At 40.4% G+C, this 14635-nt stretch carries 16 protein-coding genes and 3 tRNA genes; 8 read left to right on the top strand and 11 right to left on the bottom strand.

The features are described from left to right. Positions 1-8: 8 nt before the first annotated feature. Complete coding sequence (locus G6053_RS09430; RefSeq protein WP_165306283.1) at positions 9-935, bottom strand: histone deacetylase; 927 nt, start codon at positions 933-935, stop codon at positions 9-11. A 174-nt stretch (positions 936-1109) separates the two neighbouring features. Here G6053_RS09430 and G6053_RS09425 point away from each other — a divergent pair, with 174 nt between their 5' ends. The 4 genes from G6053_RS09425 to G6053_RS09410 all read left to right on the top strand — a co-directional run bounded on the left by G6053_RS09425 (position 1110) and on the right by G6053_RS09410 (position 4175). After that, positions 1110-1751 carry a YceH family protein gene (locus tag G6053_RS09425; protein WP_165306282.1) on the top strand — a complete coding sequence of 214 codons (642 nt, stop codon included), beginning with the start codon at positions 1110-1112 and terminating at the stop codon, positions 1749-1751. Positions 1752-1754: 3 nt separating this feature from the next. Beyond that, a complete protein-coding gene (locus G6053_RS09420) occupies positions 1755-2951 on the top strand; it encodes an MFS transporter (protein WP_165306281.1) in 1197 nt (398 codons plus the stop codon). Beyond that, positions 2948-3835, top strand: a complete 888-nt coding sequence (locus G6053_RS09415; RefSeq protein WP_165306280.1) for a DUF72 domain-containing protein — start codon at positions 2948-2950, stop codon at positions 3833-3835. The genes G6053_RS09420 and G6053_RS09415 overlap by 4 nt, the downstream gene beginning before the upstream one ends. Before the next feature lie 121 nt (positions 3836-3956). Beyond that, positions 3957-4175 carry a hypothetical protein gene (locus G6053_RS09410; RefSeq protein ID WP_146190968.1) on the top strand — a complete coding sequence of 73 codons (219 nt, stop codon included), beginning with the start codon at positions 3957-3959 and terminating at the stop codon, positions 4173-4175. Positions 4176-4272: 97 nt separating this feature from the next. Here G6053_RS09410 and eno read toward each other — a convergent pair whose 3' ends face one another. The 9 genes from eno to G6053_RS09365 all read right to left on the bottom strand — a co-directional run bounded on the left by eno (position 4273) and on the right by G6053_RS09365 (position 10220). Next, on the bottom strand, positions 4273-5568 hold the full coding sequence (gene eno, locus G6053_RS09405; protein WP_108632339.1) for a phosphopyruvate hydratase: 1296 nt from the start codon (positions 5566-5568) through the stop codon (positions 4273-4275). Between the two features lie 211 nt (positions 5569-5779). Beyond that, positions 5780-6880, bottom strand: a complete 1101-nt coding sequence (gene carA / locus G6053_RS09400; RefSeq protein WP_108632340.1) for a glutamine-hydrolyzing carbamoyl-phosphate synthase small subunit — start codon at positions 6878-6880, stop codon at positions 5780-5782. A gap of 229 nt (positions 6881-7109) precedes the next feature. Next, positions 7110-7421 (bottom strand): DUF2752 domain-containing protein, encoded by a 312-nt coding sequence (locus tag G6053_RS09395; protein WP_108632341.1) that lies wholly within the window; start codon positions 7419-7421, stop codon positions 7110-7112. Further along, positions 7421-7777 (bottom strand): TM2 domain-containing protein, encoded by a 357-nt coding sequence (locus G6053_RS09390; RefSeq protein WP_108632342.1) that lies wholly within the window; start codon positions 7775-7777, stop codon positions 7421-7423. The genes G6053_RS09395 and G6053_RS09390 overlap by 1 nt, the downstream gene beginning before the upstream one ends. Positions 7778-8117: 340 nt before the next feature. Beyond that, positions 8118-9116, bottom strand: a complete 999-nt coding sequence (gene obgE, locus G6053_RS09385) for a GTPase ObgE (protein ID WP_108632343.1) — start codon at positions 9114-9116, stop codon at positions 8118-8120. Positions 9117-9153: 37 nt separating this feature from the next. Then, positions 9154-9723 (bottom strand): adenylate kinase, encoded by a 570-nt coding sequence (locus tag G6053_RS09380; protein ID WP_104382693.1) that lies wholly within the window; start codon positions 9721-9723, stop codon positions 9154-9156. A 74-nt stretch (positions 9724-9797) separates the two neighbouring features. After that, positions 9798-9871: transfer RNA gene (locus G6053_RS09375), tRNA-Arg, on the bottom strand. Positions 9872-10041: 170 nt separating this feature from the next. Further along, a tRNA-Arg gene (locus tag G6053_RS09370) sits at positions 10042-10115 on the bottom strand. A gap of 31 nt (positions 10116-10146) precedes the next feature. After that, positions 10147-10220 (bottom strand) — tRNA-Arg (locus G6053_RS09365). 186 nt (positions 10221-10406) lie between these two features. Between G6053_RS09365 and G6053_RS09360 the strand changes: the two genes are divergently transcribed. After that, positions 10407-11234, top strand: a complete 828-nt coding sequence (locus tag G6053_RS09360) for an alpha/beta hydrolase (RefSeq protein WP_108632344.1) — start codon at positions 10407-10409, stop codon at positions 11232-11234. Between the two features lie 117 nt (positions 11235-11351). Here the strand turns inward: G6053_RS09360 and G6053_RS09355 are convergent, their stop codons facing one another. Then, on the bottom strand, positions 11352-11687 hold the full coding sequence (locus G6053_RS09355) for a DUF3276 family protein (RefSeq protein ID WP_077435530.1): 336 nt from the start codon (positions 11685-11687) through the stop codon (positions 11352-11354). Positions 11688-11951: 264 nt separating this feature from the next. Here G6053_RS09355 and G6053_RS09350 point away from each other — a divergent pair, with 264 nt between their 5' ends. Genes G6053_RS09350 through G6053_RS09340 form a run of 3 tightly spaced genes read left to right on the top strand, consistent with a single transcriptional unit; the run spans position 11952 to position 14616 of the window. Then, positions 11952-12833, top strand: a complete 882-nt coding sequence (locus G6053_RS09350; protein ID WP_165306279.1) for a DUF5668 domain-containing protein — start codon at positions 11952-11954, stop codon at positions 12831-12833. A gap of 3 nt (positions 12834-12836) precedes the next feature. After that, the gene (locus G6053_RS09345; RefSeq protein WP_108632346.1) at positions 12837-13883 is read left to right on the top strand and encodes a histidine kinase; all 1047 of its coding nucleotides are present in this window, start codon (positions 12837-12839) and stop codon (positions 13881-13883) included. Then, positions 13876-14616, top strand: coding sequence for a LytTR family transcriptional regulator DNA-binding domain-containing protein (locus G6053_RS09340; protein ID WP_108632347.1), 741 nt, complete (start codon positions 13876-13878; stop codon positions 14614-14616). Before G6053_RS09345 ends, G6053_RS09340 begins: the two co-directional genes overlap by 8 nt. Positions 14617-14635 lie beyond the last annotated feature (19 nt).

Genomic DNA, 14635 nt, shown 5'->3' with positions numbered 1-14635 from the left:
TTCTTATTTTATAAATGATATAAATCTATTGCTATTTTAAATGTTTGGCAATGTGCATTGACAATATCTTTGATCCGGGGCGAATACCCCCCGCCCATACTTACCTGAACCGGAATATGCAACTGATGACATAAGCCCAGTACGAGTTCATCCCTTCGTGCACAGGTCGCTGGACTTAAATTCAATTTGCCCAGTTTATCTGTTGCTAAGATATCCACACCTGCCTGATAAAAAACAAAATCAGGCCGGATACGATCAAATAATTCCAGCAGATTTTTATTCAGGATCTCCAAATATTCTTTATCAGTTATATTTTCAGCGAGTCCAATATCCAAGTGTGAACGTTGCTTGATAAAGGGATAATTTTTCTCGCCGTGCATCGAGAAGGTAAACACCTGTTGGTGCCCTTCAAAGATATCTGCCGTTCCGTTTCCCTGATGGACATCCAGATCAATAATAAGGATTCGATCTGCCCGGTTATGTTGCAATAAATAACCTGCAGCAGTAGCTTGGTCGTTCAGCAGGCAAAAACCTTCACCAAAATCATAACCCGCGTGGTGCGTTCCACCTGCAACCGTAAAAGCCACTCCATATTTTAAGGCATAACAGGCAGCCTGAATTGTCCCATCCAAAATGTAGCGTTCACGATCTACCAAGCGCTTACTTAAGGGAAATCCGATCCGGCGCACCATTTTTGGATCCAGGGTCAAATCGAACAGTTTTGCCACATAAGCCGGATCATGTACCAGACAACAGGTCTCAAAACTTGCCAGTTCAGGTCTGAAAAAATTAGTTTCATTGGCCAATCCTTCATGCTTTAACTGCAGCGGGATCAACTCATACTTTAACATCGGAAAACGATGTCCTTCTTTGACCGGATGGATAAATTCGGGATGAAAAGCTATCTTGAGCACTTTAAATCTTATTTTATTCATGCGAAGATAAGAAAAACTAAAGCAATCCCATTTTATCCAACAATATCAATCAGATATTTTGGAGTTGTATGGGAAAAAGGGCATCTTTGGATAAGAACAAAACCTTAAGTTGATGTCGGGCGCCGTTTGGCATTAAACTTATATTCGATCATAAATAAATACATCAAAAATAACATGGAAACGACTAATCTGCCTCAATTGTCTGCAATGGAACAGCGTGTCCTAGGCTCTCTGATTGAAAAATCAAAGGTGACCCCTGAATATTATCCCATGACGATCAACAGCTTACAGGCTGCATGCAATCAAAAAACTTCCCGCAAGCCTGTAGTTCAATATAGCGAAGAAGACATCGTCAATACACTGGACATCCTGAAAAAGAGAGGATTGATTTCAACCGTTATCGGTGGTGGATCCAGGGTAACCAAGTATAAACACAATTTTGCCATACAATTTCCGCTAGTACCATCCGAACTGGCTATCATTTGCCTATTGCTGCTGCGCGGACCGCTAACGGCGGGTGAAATTAATTCAAGCGCCGGTAGGCTCTACGAATTCGAATCATTGAGTGAAATTACTGAACAATTGGAAAAACTGTCGCAAGGAGGGTACCTAAAATCCCTTCCAAAACAAGCCGGTCATAAAGAGGTGCGGTATATTCACCTGCTTGGCGAGGTAAATCTTGAAGCTTTTGAACATGCCGGCAGTTCACATGCCACTGTCGCAGATCAGGCGCTCTTGGAACGTGTTGGACAACTCGAACAGGAGGTCGCTGCCTTAAAGCAAAAATTTCAGGATTTGTGGGACGAATTACATTAACTGATGATTCCTATTACCGATTCCAAAACAGAATTATCTCAGGCAACCTTATGGCTGATGACCATCGCCACTGGCTTGGTTGTTGCCAACAACTATTACAATCAGCCATTATTGGGACTGATTGCAAAGGATCTGGATGTTGGTGAAGCTACCGTAAGTAATTCGGCCATGCTGACACAAATCGGCTATGCCTGCGGCCTATTGTTGATTGTCCCATTGGGGGATATGTTCAAAAGAAAGAAAATGATCTTGATTGATTTTATCTTTATTATTCTTTCTTTGGCCGGAATGGCCCTCTCCCATTCCATTGTTTCTATCCTAATCTTCAGCTTTTTGATCGGTTTTACATCGGTGATACCACAAGTTTTTGTACCAATGGCGGCAGAGCTTGCCTCAAAGGAGAAACAAGCCGCTGCGATAGGCATGGTGATGTCCGGATTATTGATCGGCATCTTATTATCGCGTGTGGTCAGTGGTTTTGTCGGCTCTTACTTTGGGTGGCGCGAAATGTACTGGATCGCTACTGGGGTCATGGTGGTTACGGCATTGACTATCGCCGTTAAGCTTCCTGAGGTAGCTCCGAACTTTAAGGGTACCTATAAAGAATTGATGCTTTCCGTATGGAACTTCGCCAGAAAACAACCGGTACTACAACTTGCCGCATTTCGCGGAGCCATGGGATTTGGTGCATTTTCGGCCTTCTTTACGACGTTGGTTTTCCACATCGAAGGTCCGCCATTTTTTGACGGACCGGCTACCGCCGGAGCATTTGGCCTTGTCGGCGCCTGCGGCGCTCTTGCTGCAGCTTTTGTCAATCGGGCGACCGTATTCATAGGTACCGCTAAAATTATCCTGTATGCTATCTTATTAATGGTATTTAGCTGGCTGCTCTTTGCGTTATTCGGAAATTACTATTGGGGGTTAATCATTGGAGTTATTCTCATTGATCTTGGACTGCAATCCATGCATATCCTAAACCAAAGTGATTTTTACGCGCTGAACCTCGGCGCCAACAACCGCCTGAACACTGTATATATGGTCAGCTATTTTATTGGCGGTTCAACAGGCACCTTTTTTGCAGCACAGGCATGGCAACACTTCCAATGGCCCGGTGTAATAGCCGTTGGAACCCTGTATACGCTATTGGCATTGCTCGCGCATGTATTATTTGATCATAAATTAAGAAAAAAAACAATATGAAATTTGGCCAAGTAGATCATCCCGAAGAGGTAGATTTCACCCTACCACCTACTCCAAAAGAGACCTTAACCCTTTTGCAGCATTTCAAAAACGACGAACCATTTGAAGTGTATGTTGGCTGCGCAAAATGGAACAAACAAGATTTAAAGGGCTTTTATCCAAAGGGGACGAAAGACGAACTTGTCTACTATGCAAATCAGTTTAACAGTATCGAACTGAATGCGACATTTTACAGCACACCCAGCCGAGAGCAGGTAGAAACCTGGAAACAGAAAACACCGGCAGACTTTAAGTTCTTCCCAAAAGTCCCACAGTCCATCAGTCATTTCAGCCGATTGCTGAATGCAACGGATAAGGTCAAACTATTTACGGATGCCGTTGTCCAATTTGACGAAAAGTTAGGCATGGTATTTCTGCAGATGCATGACAACTACAATCCAAAAGATATGGCCCGTTTAAAACTATTCTTACACGACTGGCCGAAGGATGTCCCATTAGCATTGGAAGTCCGAAATAAAGACTGGTTTTCAAAACCTGAAGTAACAAAAGAACTCTATACGTTATTGGAGGAGACCGGCGTGACCAATGTATTGGTAGATACGGCCGGAAGAAGAGACATGCTGCATATGCGCCTCACCAGCCCGGTCGCTTTTGTGAGGTATGTGGGCGCCAATCATCCCTCGGATTACGAACGCTTGGACAATTGGATAGAAGTGCTAAAACTTTGGCGGGATAATGGATTACAGAAACTGTACTTTTTTATCCATCAGAATGTCGAGATTGAATCGCCGTTGCTTGCGACTCATTTTATCAAAAAAGTCAATGAAACATTTGATCTCAATCTCAAATACCCGAATAAAGCGACAGGAAATACCTTATTTTAATTTTATATCTATGGCAAAAATATTTGCAGCATTCTCATTTATCTTACTGGTCTTTTTATCATGCGGTGCCCAGCGAGCTATAATGGAAACCGACTCAAACATAAAAAAAATAAAGCTGGGTATGAGCAAACAAGAAGTGATCAATACCATGGGAAAGCAATATAGAGTCGCTGGCGCAGACCGCCTGAATGACGACTCGGTAATGGAATTGATAACCTATGAAAATGCATATAATGAAGAATATCAGCTGTGGTTCAAAAATGAGGTACTCATGAAATGGAACAGAATACATAAATACAATCATAGTCATGATCGAAGTAGAAGGGATACGATCCATTAAATGTAATTCCTACTCTCCTTTTCAGGATAAAACTAAATTAAAAAATAAGGCCTAATCTACAGATTAGGCCTTATTTTACTAGCATGATAGGATAAACCTATTTTTTTGCATATTTAAAGTTTTTGCCGATGAAGCGAGCATTACCACCCAATTCTTCTTCGATACGCAACAACTGATTGTATTTAGCCATACGGTCAGAACGGGAAGCCGAACCTGTTTTGATTTGGCCACAGTTTAGCGCAACTGCCAAGTCAGCAATCGTTGCATCTTCGGTTTCACCTGAGCGGTGAGACATTACTGAAGTGTAACCAGAATTTTGCGCCAAAGTAACCGCGTTGATCGTTTCAGTCAATGAACCGATTTGGTTTACTTTTACCAAAATAGAGTTTGCAGTATGGGTATCTATACCTTGTTGAAGACGTTTTGTATTTGTTACGAAAAGATCATCACCTACCAATTGAACGTGATCACCAATTTTGTCAGTCAATGTTTTCCATCCTGTCCAGTCATCTTCAGCCATACCATCTTCGATAGAGATAATTGGGTATTTAGCTGTCAATTCTGCTAAATAGCTTGCTTGTTCTTCGCTAGAACGTACCGCTCCTTTATCGCCTTCAAATTTAGCATAATCATATTTACCATCTTTGTAGAATTCAGAAGAAGCACAATCCAATGCCAAACAGATGTCTTGACCCGGTTTGTAACCTGCAATTTCAATCGCTTTCAAGACAGTCTCGATTGCATCTTCTGTTCCTTCAAACGTTGGCGCAAATCCACCTTCGTCACCTACAGCAGTAGAAAGACCTCTATCGTGTAAGATTTTTTTCAAGGTATGAAATACTTCTGTTCCCCAACGTAATGCTTCAGAAAAAGAAGGAGCACCTACTGGCATGATCATAAATTCTTGGAATGCGATAGGCGCATCAGAGTGAGAGCCACCGTTGATGATGTTCATCATTGGGATAGGCAATGTATTTGCGTTAACCCCACCAATATAACGGTACAAAGGTTGACGTGACTCTTGTGCAGCTGCTTTTGCTACAGCCAAAGAAACACCAAGGATAGCGTTTGCACCTAAATTACCTTTATTTTCACTACCGTCTAAATCAATCATGATTTTATCGATGGCATTTTGCTCGAAAACATCCACGCCTTCCAAAGCTTTCGCTATTTTGGTGTTTACATTTTCAACAGCTTTCAAAACACCTTTACCCAAGTATTTTGATTTGTCGCCATCGCGCAATTCTACTGCTTCGTGAACACCTGTTGAAGCACCTGAAGGAACAGCTGCACGACCAACAAAACCATTTTGTGTAGTAACATCTACCTCAATTGTAGGGTTACCGCGCGAATCCAAAATTTGACGCGCATGAACATCGATAATTAAACTCATCTCTTTATTAGACTATAATTTATTTTCATTACTTAGTGTAAATAAGACACACTCTTATCTACAGACATTTTTCACAACCAAATATAACAAAAAATGTATTTAATCCGTCATTTATTGTGAATAAAATATGACCAATCTGAATAATTGGTTCAGCAAATACCATAAAAAACCCTCCACAATAGGGAGGGTTTTTATGGTATACTACGTTTGCTTAGTTTTTGATCATTGCAACGAAATCATCAAACAGGTAACGTGAATCGTGTGGACCTGGAGATGATTCAGGGTGATATTGCACCGAGAATGCTTTTTGTCCTTTAATACGGATACCTTCGATAGACTGGTCGTTCAAATTAACGTGTGTAATCTCCACATTTTCGGAATTTTGGATATCCTCTGCTACGACACCAAAACCATGGTTTTGTGAAGTAATTTCACAACGGTTAGCGATAATATTTTTGACCGGGTGATTGATACCACGGTGTCCGTTATGCAATTTACTGGTGCGAATACCATTGGCTAAAGCTAAGATCTGGTGCCCCAAACAGATACCGAACATCGGCTTCTGTGCATTCAAAATAGATTTTACCGTTTCGATGGCGTAATCCATTGGAGCAGGATCACCTGGACCATTTGAAATAAAGTAACCATCGGGATTCCATTTTTCCATTTCTTCAAATGTAGTCTTAGCAGGGAAAACCTTTGTATAAACATCACGTGCTTCAAAATTGCGCAAGATATTTTTCTTGATCCCCAAATCCAACACTGCGACGCGTAAAGATGCATTTTCATTTCCAAAGAAATAAGGTTCAGCAGTAGTTACTTTAGAAGACAGTTCAAGTCCATCCATGGAAGGAACTTTTGCTAATTGGCTTTTTAATTCTTCCACATCAAGTGTTTCGGAAGAAATAATTGCATTCATTGCTCCTTTATCACGGATATGCCTTACCAATGAACGTGTATCCACATCGGAAATACCCACCAAATTTCCTTCTTCAAAATAGCTTTGAATAGATTCATCGGCCATTTTACGGCTATAGTTGATGTTGTAGTTTTTACAAACTAGTCCCGCAATCTGAATTTGATTTGACTCGGTATCATCCTCATCAATACCATAGTTACCAATATGTGCATTGGTTGTTACCATGATTTGTCCAAAATAAGATGGATCTGTAAAAATCTCTTGATAACCGGTTGTTCCTGTATTAAAACAGATCTCACCAGTAGTCGTACCAATTTTACCAGCGGCTTTACCGTGATAAACTGTACCATCTTCTAAAACTAAAATTGCAGGCAATTTGCTGTAGTTGGTCATTATCGATGTAATATTATAAAATGTGTATCTCTTCTGTTCTGAATTTTAAAACCGTTCCTATTGGATATAAAAAAAGCCCTCAAATGGGCTAAAATATTAATTAACAATGCATTACCACGATTGACAAACCGTTTCCTAAGGTACCTACCAATAAAGACTCTACTTTAATTTTCACGGGAGACAAAGTTACGACATATCAGTTAAAAGTGAAAAACATTTTTCAATTATTTTAGTCCGCATGTGACAATCGACGTTTAAATCGCCGAAAGTCTTTCAAAATCAAAAAAATAAATACCGGGATAAGGACAAAGATCATTGGATTTGCTGACCAGGCATCCCCCCATTTCATGTGCAACAGCGCAATAAAAGCCGTTGTGAGTCCGCAGCCCGGGCATTCATGTCCTGAGATCGCCTTCCAGAGACAAGGAATAAGGATATGAATGTCCGACACCATATAAAGCCCTATAGCGATACTAAAATACCCCATTGCGATGGAGTAGATCCAATGCAACCGAAGGTATTTTAGTACGAGAAAGACCATTAATTATTGTTTATCGGACTTTTAATGTATTGGCCATCCGCATCTTTGTATTTACCAACAACGATCATGATCAGATCAATCAGCCACCAAATTCCACAGCCCCCTAAGGTGACCAATTGGATCACTGCCGTTCCGATCTGCCCCAGATAGAAACGATGTGCCCCGAACGAGCCTAGAAAGACACAAAACAATAAAGCGGGCAGCCAGCGATCATCCTGCAGGCTACGGTTCTGTTGCTGAAAGGGTTGATTCGCATAGAATATAGGTTGTCTCACCCCACAAAAAGGACAAACCTCTGCCTTGACATGAATTGCCTGACCACATTCTACGCAATATTTTTCATCTTCTGCTTTCATTTTAGATTAATTTGTCAATGAAATTAGTAAAAAACTCTGAAAGATTATACATTTTATCCCGATATCACCATCCATGCTGAAAACCATTTCACAGCTTCACGAACCTACGTTGAGCAAGAATAACCAATTTTGCCCGTCTTCCTAAAAAATAGGACGTGGATCCCATCTTTTTGTGAGTACAACGACCTTATACCTCGCGTGGCATTTTATTTCCCTCAGAACCGTCTGATTGTTTTTAAACCAGATAGCGATCCTAGGACGAAAAACGGGAGCAATAAAAAGTGATTTCAAAAAAAAACGCTTCATAAATGAAGCGTTTTTATAACATGTTCCTTTGCGATCAGGAATTGATTGCTTTCCAGATCATATCTTTCAATGGCAAAATATTCTTACCGGCAACAGACGAAATGAAAATATGGGGAAGCCCTTCGGGAAGTTCCTTTTCCATTTCCCTTTCAAGCTCATCATCAAGCATATCTGATTTTGTGATTGCCAACAACTTGGGTTTATCCGCCAGTTCGGGATTATATGCTGTCAGCTCATTCAGCAAAATACCATACTCCTCGGCTATTGTCCGATCGGTATCAGCAGGCACCATAAATAATAACACTGAATTCCGCTCGATATGTCTTAAGAAACGATAGCCGAGCCCTCTGCCTTCCGAAGCCCCCTCAATGATCCCCGGAATATCCGCCATCACAAACGAGCGGTTATCGCGGTAACTCACCATACCGAGATTGGGCACCAAAGTGGTAAATGGGTAATTGGCAATTTCAGGTTTTGCGGCCGAAACGACAGACAATAAAGTTGATTTACCAGCATTTGGAAAACCTACCAAACCGACATCTGCCAGTACCTTCAGTTCGAGAATCATCCATTGCTCTTTGCCTGGCATTCCGGGTTGCGCAAAGCGGGGTGTCTGTTGTGTAGGCGACTTAAAATGCCAGTTACCTAAACCACCCTTTCCTCCCGGAACCAAGATCTTCGTCTCCCCATCTTCGGTAATATCAAACAACACCTCTCCGGTCTCCGCATCCTTTGCAATGGTACCCAAAGGTACTTCCAATATTTCATCCTTGCCGGTAGCACCAGTCCGTAAAGAACTGCCCCCGGACTCCCCATTAGAGGCAATGATGTGTTTGCGGTACTTCAAATGGAGCAATGTCCAGATATTCGTCGTTCCCTTTAGGATGATATGTCCTCCACGGCCTCCGTCACCACCATCCGGACCACCTGTAGCGGTATGCTTGTCACGGTGCAAATGAGCCGAACCTGCCCCCCCATGTCCCGAACGACAACACACTTTCACATAATCAACAAAATTCGATCCTTGCGCCATTACAATGTATTACTGTCTAAAAAAGTATTTATTTCAATTAATAATTATCGATAATATCCGTTAGGCTTTTGAAGATTGTATCAATCTCTCCAATGCCATCCACTTTGGATAATTTACCTTGCGCTTCATAATAAGGCAACACATGAATAGTTTTTGTAAAATACTCATCAATGCGTTTCACCAATTTATCAGCATCGTCATCCGAACGTCCAGAAATCTCTTTGCGTTTGGCGATGCGCGCTTTCAATTCGTCTTCATTTACATCCAGTGCGATTACGACGGAGATTGAGGTGTTGATACCTTCCAAAAAAGCATCCAATGCCTCTGCTTGAGCAACAGTACGTGGGAATCCGTCAAAGATAAATCCCTTTGCATCAGGATTTTTTTTCACTTCTTCTTCCAGCATTGCTATCGTAATCGAATCTGGCACTAAATTTCCCTCAGCAATAATCTGGCTTACTTGTTGACCAAGTGGCGTTTGACCTTTAATATGTGCTCTAAAAATATCACCAGTTGAAATATGTATCAATTGATATTTTTCAATAAGCTTTGCAGATTGAGTTCCCTTACCTGCACCCGGAGGGCCAAATATTACAAGGTTTAGCATAGTTTTATTTAAGAAATTAAAACGAGTTAAAAAATAAAAGCCTAATCACAGATGATGACTAGGCTTTTCAGTCGTGCGCTCCAAGGGAGTCGAACCCCTAACCTTCTGATCCGTAGTCAGATGCTCTATCCAATTGAGCTAGGAGCGCAGTAAACCATTACGTTTAGAACTCTGTCCCATTTGTTTTGGTGACGCAAATATAGTCAGAATTCATTTTTTTTACAAACTTTTTTTTAAAAGAACTTTCCATATCTCCCTCTAATACCATGTACAGCACCTTCTTTCAGTAAAAAAGCCAATCCTTAAGATTGGCTTTTGTGCACTCCAAGGGAGTCGAACCCCTAACCTTCTGATCCGTAGTCAGACGCTCTATCCAATTGAGCTAGGAATGCCTCTTTTTAAGTATACAGAACCTGTATATTGTGCGCGCCAAGGGAGTCGAACCCCTAACCTTCTGATCCGTAGTCAGATGCTCTATCCAATTGAGCTAGGAGCGCTAGGCAACCAAAACAGATCTTTATTCTTTTCCGTTTTGGTGATGCAAATATCGACATATTTATGGATTTAACAAACATTTTTTCTCTTTTTTCAACTTTATGAAACAACATTTCGTTTATCTCGTTGATAATATTATATTTAAAATATCAACTTTTTTTTTCAGACACTGACAAATGTTATTATTCATGAGCAAAAGAGAATTAAAACTCAGCAAAATCCGCATTGGAGACATCAGCATCTCGTATTATATCCGCCACAGTAAATCATACCCCGCCCCTAAAACCGTCCTATTTATCCATGGATTCCCTTTCAACAAGAATACCTGGAAACAGCAATTGCTGGATCTTGACGAAGAATACACCGGGATAGCCATTGATGTCAGGGGACACGGCCTCAGCACAAATGGACATGGTTTCTTTTCGGTTGATGTGTTTGCCAAAGATCTTGTTGAATTTATACGCAAACTGGACCTTAACCATGTTGTGCTCTGCGGCATCTCCATGGGTGGCTATATCGCCCTGCGCACCTATGAGCTGATCGGCCAACAGTTAGCAGGATTGATTTTATGTGATACCAACTCCCTTGCGGACGACAATAAAGCCAAACAAAAACGATTCGATTCAATACAGGCATTACTCAAATATGGGAGAAGACCATTTGCGATTGGTTTTACGGAAAATGTATTCTACGAAAAAACTATTCAGGAAAACCCAGAGGCTGTCGAACTCATCAAAAGCTGTATTCGTAGAAATGAACTTTCCAGTATCTGTGCAACACAACTTGCACTCGCTACCCGTACAGATACAACGCATTCTCTAAAAACGATTATTATCCCGACCCTGGTGATCAAAGGTAAACATGATAAATTGATGAGTGAGGAGCAGACAAATATTCTTATTGAAAATATTCCTGATGTTAGATTCGTGGAATTTGAAGAATCAGGACATTTACCAAATCTCGAAGAACCCGAAAAGTTCAACAGGGTACTGAACGATTTTTTAGCCATCATTTAGCATACATTCGGACCAATAGAATATATTCAAACCAAGTGCATACTGCCTTGGGCCATAAAAAAAAGCCACGCGAGTGGCTTTATTTCTTTTTTCATTGAGATTTCATTCTACAACACGTTAGAACGAAAAATCATCTTTTGAACGACCATCAGCTTCCTCAGCATATGCATCGTCAAAGTTAGGCTCATATCGTTTTTCGATTACTTCCTGATTAGACTTAATGTAATTTACAACATCCGTCAAACCTTCCGCAAATTTTTCAAAATCTTCTTTGTATAAGAAAATCTTATGCTTAATAAACTGGCCATCCTCAAAGCGCTTCTTGCTTTCTGTGATAGTAATGTAGTAATCGTTCGATCGAGTTGCTTTTACATCAAAAAAATAAGTTCGCTTACCTGCTCTCACCTTTTTTGAAAAAACCTCTTCACGCTCTTTGTTTTCAAAATCTCCCATTGGTTGTTATTTAAGTTTAAAGTAATCTTAATCTTTGATAAATATATAATAATTCATTTTAATACACCAAATAATATTAAAAAAAAAGACAATAAACCGCAAAAATGATATATTCGTTCAACCGACATCGGATAAAAATTAAACAACAATATTTTTTACCGACGAAATCAGTACATTTACCGAAAATATAAGTTGTATTACCTAAAGCGAATATGTATAGTTTATTTGTGCCTCTATCTTTGAGTCATAAATAGTAAAAACATTATGGAAAAAGAACCTATCATACCAAACAGCAATAACAGCCGCAATATCGTGGGGGCCATTGTGATCATTGTAGGTATATTCTTATTATTGAATAACCTCAATCTAGGAAACTGGTTTCCGAACTGGTTATTTAGCTGGCCAACGATATTGATCATCATCGGCCTTGTTATCGGCGTCAATTCCCAATTTCAGAAAAAATCGGCAATCATCCTATTAATTATCGGCGGAGCCAGCCTTATTTCAAGGATGATGCGTACTGACTTTGGTTCCGTAACCGTCCCTATCATCATCATTTCGCTTGGGATTTATTTTATCATGAGTAAACGGAAACCTCCGATGGTGCCGCCTACCTTCCCCAATCCGCCGCAAAATCCATACGATTGGGATAAACGGGTCAATATATCGGCGGATAGTCCCGCTGATACAACGGCCCCGGATGCTGAAGCAAAACCTTTTAACGAACAATACGGATCAAGCCAACAAGCCTCGCCCAACGCGCAGGCTTTTGGCGACAAAGAGAACACTTCATTTCATCAGTCTTTTGAAGACAGCCTTAATCTGAACACGATTTTTGCAGGCCAAAAGAAAGTCATCTATTCCAAACATTTTAGAGGCGGCAATTTGACCAATGTCTTTGGCAGTATTGAACTGGATCTAACAAAAGCAGACATCCAGCAGGCAATCGTCATTGACACTTTTCAATTATTTGGCAGTGCGCGTATTATTATCCCACCGCATTGGACGGTATTCAGCAATGTGGCTTCTATCTTAGGATCTGTCGATGACCGAAGGTTCCAGACGATCTACAACCCGGACACAGATAAAAAGATCTACATCACCGGCACTTGTATTTTGGGTAACTTAACGATAAAAAATGCTTAATCGATGAAAAATAGGCTGACGCTCAGTATTAAAAGTCGTTTAATAGGCATTATTTGTATCTCCGTATTTATCGGATATCTTGCATTACAATATTTACTGATGCTACGCTCAGGCTTTGATTCGCAACTGGCGTTTAAAGATTCATTGATCAATAGTGCCGTGATGATGTTTTGCTGCTACGGTATGTCCTCCGCGTTAAACTTCTACACACCACAACCGCGGGAGATATGGAAAGTATTGATCATAGGCTTAATTATGGCCGCCATTAGTACTGGATTGAGTCGTTTTTTAATGAATTATTTTATCCAGCCAAATTTTATCACACTTTTGGATTTGACGCTACCTTTTCGGGGTATAGTTAACTTCCTTATCCTCACTTCGGTCGCTATTATTAATATCGTCTGGAATATTCAGGAAGATAATATTAATAATATCAAACGAAAACAAGAATCCGAAAACCTGCTTCGCGAAGCAGAACTTTATAATTTGCGGCAACAGCTGCAACCACACTTTTTATTTAACAGCTTGAATTCGATCATTGCCCTTATTGGTGCCAATCCGGATGAAGCCCGTAATATGACATTTCAACTGTCCGATTTTTTACGGGGTACGATGAGAAAGGAAAACAATCAGATTATTACACTGGAAGAAGAACTAGACCATCTGCAACTCTACCTTGACATTGAAAAAGTACGCTTTGGTCATCGTCTGAACACTTCCATTTCCTCCTCTGAGGAAATATTTACGAGTAAATTGCCCGCAATGATTATCCAGCCTTTGGTAGAAAATGCCATAAAGCATGGATTGTACAATATTACCGACCAAGTCGACATACAAATAAAATGCACCTCACATGAGGGCCAGCTTCACATCCAAATTACCAACCCTTTTGATGTAGAAGAACAATCAAAACCGAAAAAAGGAACCGGATTTGGGCTTTCCAGTATTCAACGTAGATTATATCTGCTATATGGCAGAAATGATCTTCTGGAAACTCAGATTCAGGACAATATATTTACTAGCACCCTAAAAATACCTCAATATGATTAAAGTCGTTATCATTGATGATGAACCCCTAGCACGCTCCATTATTGCGGGCTACTTAAAAAATGAAGCTGATGTGAGCGTTATGGCTGAGTGTGGAGATGGTTTTGAAGGCGTTAAAGCAATCCAGACATATGAACCGGATTTGGTTTTTTTGGATGTACAGATGCCAAAATTGACCGGTTTTGAAATGCTCGAACTGGTCGATAACCCCCCAGCTATTATTTTTACAACTGCATTTGATGAGTATGCCTTAAAAGCTTTTGAGAAGAATGCACTGGATTATCTGCTAAAACCTGTATCTCCAATGCGTTTCAAAAAAGCTTTGGAAAAGTTTAGGTCCAGCTATTCCGCTCCCGAGAAAAAGGTACAACCCAACTACGAGGTTCTCGCTGCGCAAGACGAAACAAAGATCGACCGTATCGTTGTCAAAACAGGTACACAGATCAAAATAATCCCTATTGATACAGTCAAATATTTGGAGTCTTATGATGACTACGTAAAGATTCATACCAAAGATGGCATGTACCTCAAGAATAAAACCATGGCATTTTTTGAAAAATCCCTAGACCCAAATCAGTTTGTACGTATCCATCGTTCGTTTATCATTAAGGTCGATCAGCTGGCTAAATTGGAGCCTTACGAAAAGGACTCTTATATCGCTGCATTGGTCTCCGGAGAGAAGCTCAATATCAGTAAATCAGGCTATGCCCGATTAAAACAATTGATTGGAATTTAAACATTCCGTAGATTTGTGC

This window comes from Sphingobacterium sp. DR205 (assembly GCF_011064245.1).
In the GTDB taxonomy this organism is placed as follows: domain Bacteria; phylum Bacteroidota; class Bacteroidia; order Sphingobacteriales; family Sphingobacteriaceae; genus Sphingobacterium; species Sphingobacterium athyrii.
This window is presented reverse-complemented; position numbering and strand designations above follow the sequence as displayed.

Bases quoted from the DNA above. Each gene is read 5' to 3' on its own strand.
- G6053_RS09390 (WP_108632342.1), bottom strand. From the start codon at position 7,777: ATGAAAGCAGAAGATGAAAAATATTGCGTAGAATGTGGTCAGGCAATT.
- obgE (WP_108632343.1), bottom strand. From the start codon at position 9,116: ATGGCGCAAGGATCGAATTTTGTTGATTATGTGAAAGTGTGTTGTCGT.
- G6053_RS09340 (WP_108632347.1), top strand. From the start codon at position 13,876: ATGATTAAAGTCGTTATCATTGATGATGAACCCCTAGCACGCTCCATT.
- G6053_RS09395 (WP_108632341.1), bottom strand. From the start codon at position 7,421: ATGGTCTTTCTCGTACTAAAATACCTTCGGTTGCATTGGATCTACTCC.
- G6053_RS09425 (WP_165306282.1), top strand. From the start codon at position 1,110: ATGGAAACGACTAATCTGCCTCAATTGTCTGCAATGGAACAGCGTGTC.
- G6053_RS09430 (WP_165306283.1), bottom strand. From the start codon at position 935: ATGAATAAAATAAGATTTAAAGTGCTCAAGATAGCTTTTCATCCCGAA.
- G6053_RS09380 (WP_104382693.1), bottom strand. From the start codon at position 9,723: ATGCTAAACCTTGTAATATTTGGCCCTCCGGGTGCAGGTAAGGGAACT.
- carA (WP_108632340.1), bottom strand. From the start codon at position 6,880: ATGACCAACTACAGCAAATTGCCTGCAATTTTAGTTTTAGAAGATGGT.
- G6053_RS09410 (WP_146190968.1), top strand. From the start codon at position 3,957: ATGAGCAAACAAGAAGTGATCAATACCATGGGAAAGCAATATAGAGTC.
- G6053_RS09360 (WP_108632344.1), top strand. From the start codon at position 10,407: ATGAGCAAAAGAGAATTAAAACTCAGCAAAATCCGCATTGGAGACATC.
- G6053_RS09415 (WP_165306280.1), top strand. From the start codon at position 2,948: ATGAAATTTGGCCAAGTAGATCATCCCGAAGAGGTAGATTTCACCCTA.
- G6053_RS09350 (WP_165306279.1), top strand. From the start codon at position 11,952: ATGGAAAAAGAACCTATCATACCAAACAGCAATAACAGCCGCAATATC.
- G6053_RS09355 (WP_077435530.1), bottom strand. From the start codon at position 11,687: ATGGGAGATTTTGAAAACAAAGAGCGTGAAGAGGTTTTTTCAAAAAAG.
- G6053_RS09345 (WP_108632346.1), top strand. From the start codon at position 12,837: ATGAAAAATAGGCTGACGCTCAGTATTAAAAGTCGTTTAATAGGCATT.
- eno (WP_108632339.1), bottom strand. From the start codon at position 5,568: ATGAGTTTAATTATCGATGTTCATGCGCGTCAAATTTTGGATTCGCGC.
- G6053_RS09420 (WP_165306281.1), top strand. From the start codon at position 1,755: ATGATTCCTATTACCGATTCCAAAACAGAATTATCTCAGGCAACCTTA.